Origin of the sequence: Halorubrum sp. Boch-26 (assembly GCF_029889805.1) — an archaeon.
Classification (GTDB): domain Archaea; phylum Halobacteriota; class Halobacteria; order Halobacteriales; family Haloferacaceae; genus Halorubrum.
Genome location: NZ_JARANT010000144.1, coordinates 1 through 3,933 on the forward strand (window position 1 = coordinate 1; position 3,933 = coordinate 3,933).

Consider the following 3,933-nt stretch of genomic DNA (forward strand, 5'->3'; position numbering starts at 1 on the left):
TGCCCTTGCGCCCCGCCCCCGGTCGCGCGACCGTGGCGCTGTACCGCGGCGGCTACGCCGCAAGCGTCGCCAGCGTCGTGGCCGCGTCGTACAGGAAGAAGACGCCGAACCCGGCGAGCACGGCCGCCGACGCGACCGCGACGACCGGCGCGAGCGTCTCGGTCCGGTTCTCGGCGGCGACGAGCCCGGTCGGAAAGCCGACGATCCAAGTCAACACGCCGAGGAAGAAGCCGCCGATCAGCGCGGGCGACCCGGTGGAGACCACGAGCGTCCCGGCGAGGTCGGCGCCGACGACCGGCAGGCGCGCCAACACGTCGAGTTCGCCGGGGCGCAGCAGGCCGACGCCGACGGTGAGCCAGAACAGCACTTGATACGGGTTCGTCAACGCGAGCACCAGCGCTTTGCGGAACCCCTTCCCGCCCTCGATCGAGGGCTCGTCTCCCGAGGTCGGGCGGAACGAGGCGCGTGCGCCGCGGGCCGCGCCGACGGCGAAGTACAGCATCAGGACGCCGCCGACGGCGACCATGGCGGCGCGGAGCAGCGGGAGCGAGTCGACGACGGCGACGACGCCGAGGTACGCGAGCACGAAGAAGATCGCGTCGGCGGTCGCCGCGCCGAGCCCGGCTCGGAAGCCGGCGGATCGACCCCGTAGCACCGACTCCTCGGCGATGACTGCGTTCATCGGACCGGGCGGGGCCGCGAGCGCGAGGCCGAAGACGACTCCCGCACCGAGCGTCACGAGGAGGTTCACACCGCTCGAAACGCCCGGTTTCGTGAAAAAGTCCGCGAAGAAATCGCGGGCGCCAAGGCCGAGAAAGCGACATCGGTGGACGAAGGTGGAGGGCGGTGCGGTCGACGGCGGCGAGAGCAGCCGCCGATGGCGCGGGCTCCGACGCGCTCAGTCCGCGTCCTCGACGCGAATCGACCGGGCCACCGGCGCCGGCAGGCTCTGCTCGCCGGTCGGCGTCGCCACGGTCACCATCCCGAAGGGGGCGACACCGACGACCTCGAGCTCGGTACCGGGGGTGATCCCGGCGTCGGCGAGGTAGTCGAGCTCGTCCTCGTCGCGGTCGGACACCCGGGTGACGACGACGCGGTCCCCCTCGGCGTGATCGGAGAGCCGGGGGCCGCTGCCCTCGTCGACGGGTTCGAGGTCGGCCCCCGGAATGGGGTCGCCGTGAGGGTCGACGGCGGGGTCGCCGAGCGCCTCGGCGACGCGGCGCTCGAACGCCTCGGAGATGTGGTGTTCGAGGGCGTCGGCCTCGTCGTGGACCTCGCTCCAGTCGTAGTCGAGGCGGTCGGCGAGGAACGCCTCCAACAGCCGGTGGTGGCGGACGACCTCCAACGCGACGGCCTCGCCGTCCGCGGTGAGCTCCGCGCCCTGGTACGGCTCGCGCTCGACGAGTCCGCGGTCCTCCAGCTTCCCCAGCATGTCCGTGACCGACGGGGAGGTCTTGTCGAGGTACTCCGCGACCGCGGACGTCGAGACGGGAGGGCCGTGTTCCGACTGGAGGACGTAGATCGCCTTCAGGTAGTCCTCCATGACGTCGCTCAGCATTTATAAGCGATCGCGGCCGCCGGCAGAAATACCTACCGGGAGTCGCCGGAGTACGTCCGGCTGCGAGCGAGAGCGAAGCTCTCGACCCGTCGCCCGTTCACTCGTCCTGGAGCTCCGCCTCCCGCAGCGCCTCGTTGAGGTCCTCCCGCACCCGTTCGCCCGTCTCGCGGTCCATCGCGGTGGTGACGATCCGGTTCTCCTGCACGCTGGAGCCGTCGCGGAGGAGCAGCCGGACGTTGCCGTTGGTCCCGGCGCGCGTCGCCTTCGCGCGGAGTCCCGTCCGCGAGCCGGTACCGCCGGCGTCGATGGGGCCCGGGACGATCTTCTTGACGTGGGGGTGTTGCGCGACCGTGCTCACCGCCTTCCGGCCCTTCCGGTCGCCGATCAGCGTCGAGTGGGAGCCGCCGATCTTCTCGCGCGGCGGGGTCTCGACCACCTCCAGCGCGCGGTCGCCGCGCCGGTCGAGGACCCACGAGACGACGGGGCTCGCGTCGGGGTCGCGGGTCCCGCCCGAATCGTCCCCCTCCTCGCCGACGCTCGCGTCGGGCACCCGGTAGAACTCGTGGTGGACCTGCGCGCGGGTCTCGCGGAGGGGCTCCCGCGCGCCGGCGGCGTAGACGGTGTCGGGGCGCTTGCGGCGGATCTCGTCGGCGACTCGCCCGGCGAAGTTGCGCAGCTGGATCTCGGTGAGCTGCTCGTCGCTTTCCGGGCGGGTCGTCACCGTCGTCTCGCCGACGACCGCGTCCTCGTCGAGCACCGTCAGGCGCGCGCGGTCCTCGGCGAACTCGACGACGACGGCGTCGGCGTTGGCGGTGTTACAGGTGAGACAGTAGTCTCCGGGCTTGCGGAGGGGAGTGCCACACCGCCGGCAGTTCATATCGGACGGAGGCGCGTGGCGGGTAAAAACGCGTCCGTTCGACGCGCCTCGATGACCCCGCCCGCACCGGGAGGCAACCCATATTAATGGGAGCCGACCTGAGAGAGGGTATGGATACCGACCGATCCGCGACGGATCCCTCGAGCGGGGATTCCGGAGCCGAAACCGACGCGGGCGCCCCGGCCGACGCCGAACCGGATATTCCGGAGGGGAACGCCTTCGCGGACCGATTGGCGCGGCTGTTCCGCAGCGGACGGATGAACGCACTGATCGCGTGGGCGATGGTGACGGTGCTCGTCGGGACTTTCGTCGAGAGCCTGCTCGGGTTCGACCTCCTACCGATGATCCTCGTCGCCGCTATCACCGCCGTCGTGGTCGCGCCGGCGGTCGCAGCGCGAGACCCGCGGGTGATGCTCCCGTGGGAGGTGCTCGCGCTCGCGCTGTTGCCGGTGCTGGTACGCACGCTCCTCGGGGGAGAGCTCGGGACGTTCGCGACGTACCTCGCGATCGCCGCGTTCGCGCTGATCGTCACGGTCGAGCTCCAGATGTTCACCACGCTGCGGGTCACGCACTGGTTCGCGATCGTGTTCGTCGTGATGACCACGATGGCGACGGCGGCGGCGTGGACGGTGCTCCGGTGGAACGCCGACCGGCTGCTCGGGACCAGCTACCTGACGACCAACGACGCGCTGATGATCGAGTGGATCTACGTGACGCTGGCCGGGCTCGCCGCCGGCGTCCTCTTCGACGCGTACTTTCGAGGGCGCGGAGCACGGCTTCGCCGCGCGATAGGGTGGGTGGTGCACCGATGAGCGTCCGCGGTGTCCTCCGCGCCCGCCCGTCGCTGCAGACCCAGCGGCGGCTCACCAGAGTGATGCAGGTCCTGCTCGCCGGTATCGTCGTCTACGGCGCGTCCTTCGGCCAGCCGAAGGCGATCACCAACGGCGGGCTCGGGCTGTTCGTTACCTTCGTCCCGGCGCTGCTCGAACGCAACTACGACATCCCGCTCGACCCCTGGCTCGGCGTGTGGATCACGACCGCGGTGTTGCTGCACACCGTCGGATCGGCCGGGTTCTACGCCCGCGTCGAGTGGTGGGATCACCTCACGCACGCGCTCTCGGCGACGCTGATAGCGGGGACGGGATACACGACGCTGCGCGCTATCGACCTCCACAGCGACGAGATCCGGATCCCGTCGCGGTTCGCGTTCGTCTTCATCTTCGTGGTGGTGCTCGCGTTCGGCGTCGTTTGGGAGCTGTTCGAGTTCGCGCTCGACGTCGTCGCCGACGAGACTGGAGTCTCGATGCCGCTCGCGCAGTTCGGGCTCGACGACACCGTGGCCGACCTGACGTACAACTCCGTGGGCGCGCTCCTCGTGGCGCTGTTCGGCCAAGCGCACCTCACGGGCGTCGCGGAGCGGGTCCGGGAGGGGCTGTTCGGGGCGTCGGGGGAGTGAACGGCGCCGAACGAGACCGCGTCCAGTCCTAGCGCAGCCCCG

5 protein-coding genes are annotated in these 3,933 nt (G+C 70.8%); 2 read left to right on the forward strand and 3 right to left on the reverse strand.

Annotated elements, in window-relative coordinates; translation table 11 throughout:
- Nucleotides 1-52: 52 nt before the first annotated feature.
- The 3 genes from OQF71_RS14050 to OQF71_RS14060 form a co-directional block, all read right to left on the reverse strand.
- A complete protein-coding gene (locus OQF71_RS14050; RefSeq protein ID WP_280588433.1) occupies nucleotides 53-751 on the reverse strand; it encodes a LysE family translocator in 699 nt (232 codons plus the stop codon).
- Nucleotides 752-898: 147 nt separating this feature from the next.
- On the reverse strand, nucleotides 899-1,558 hold the full coding sequence (locus tag OQF71_RS14055; protein WP_280588434.1) for a metal-dependent transcriptional regulator: 660 nt from the start codon (nucleotides 1,556-1,558) through the stop codon (nucleotides 899-901).
- A gap of 97 nt (nucleotides 1,559-1,655) precedes the next feature.
- Nucleotides 1,656-2,435, reverse strand: a complete 780-nt coding sequence (locus OQF71_RS14060) for a DUF2103 domain-containing protein (protein WP_280588435.1) — start codon at nucleotides 2,433-2,435, stop codon at nucleotides 1,656-1,658.
- 110 nt (nucleotides 2,436-2,545) lie between these two features.
- Between OQF71_RS14060 and OQF71_RS14065 the strand changes: the two genes are divergently transcribed.
- Both OQF71_RS14065 and OQF71_RS14070 read left to right on the forward strand, forming a co-directional pair.
- A complete protein-coding gene (locus OQF71_RS14065; RefSeq protein ID WP_280588436.1) occupies nucleotides 2,546-3,247 on the forward strand; it encodes a hypothetical protein in 702 nt (233 codons plus the stop codon).
- On the forward strand, nucleotides 3,244-3,891 hold the full coding sequence (locus OQF71_RS14070; RefSeq protein ID WP_280588437.1) for a hypothetical protein: 648 nt from the start codon (nucleotides 3,244-3,246) through the stop codon (nucleotides 3,889-3,891). The genes OQF71_RS14065 and OQF71_RS14070 overlap by 4 nt, the downstream gene beginning before the upstream one ends.
- Nucleotides 3,892-3,933: the final 42 nt, after the last annotated feature.

Bases quoted from the DNA above. Each gene is read 5' to 3' on its own strand.
- OQF71_RS14060 (WP_280588435.1), bottom strand. From the start codon at position 2,435: ATGAACTGCCGGCGGTGTGGCACTCCCCTCCGCAAGCCCGGAGACTAC.
- OQF71_RS14070 (WP_280588437.1), top strand. From the start codon at position 3,244: ATGAGCGTCCGCGGTGTCCTCCGCGCCCGCCCGTCGCTGCAGACCCAG.
- OQF71_RS14065 (WP_280588436.1), top strand. From the start codon at position 2,546: ATGGATACCGACCGATCCGCGACGGATCCCTCGAGCGGGGATTCCGGA.
- OQF71_RS14055 (WP_280588434.1), bottom strand. From the start codon at position 1,558: ATGCTGAGCGACGTCATGGAGGACTACCTGAAGGCGATCTACGTCCTC.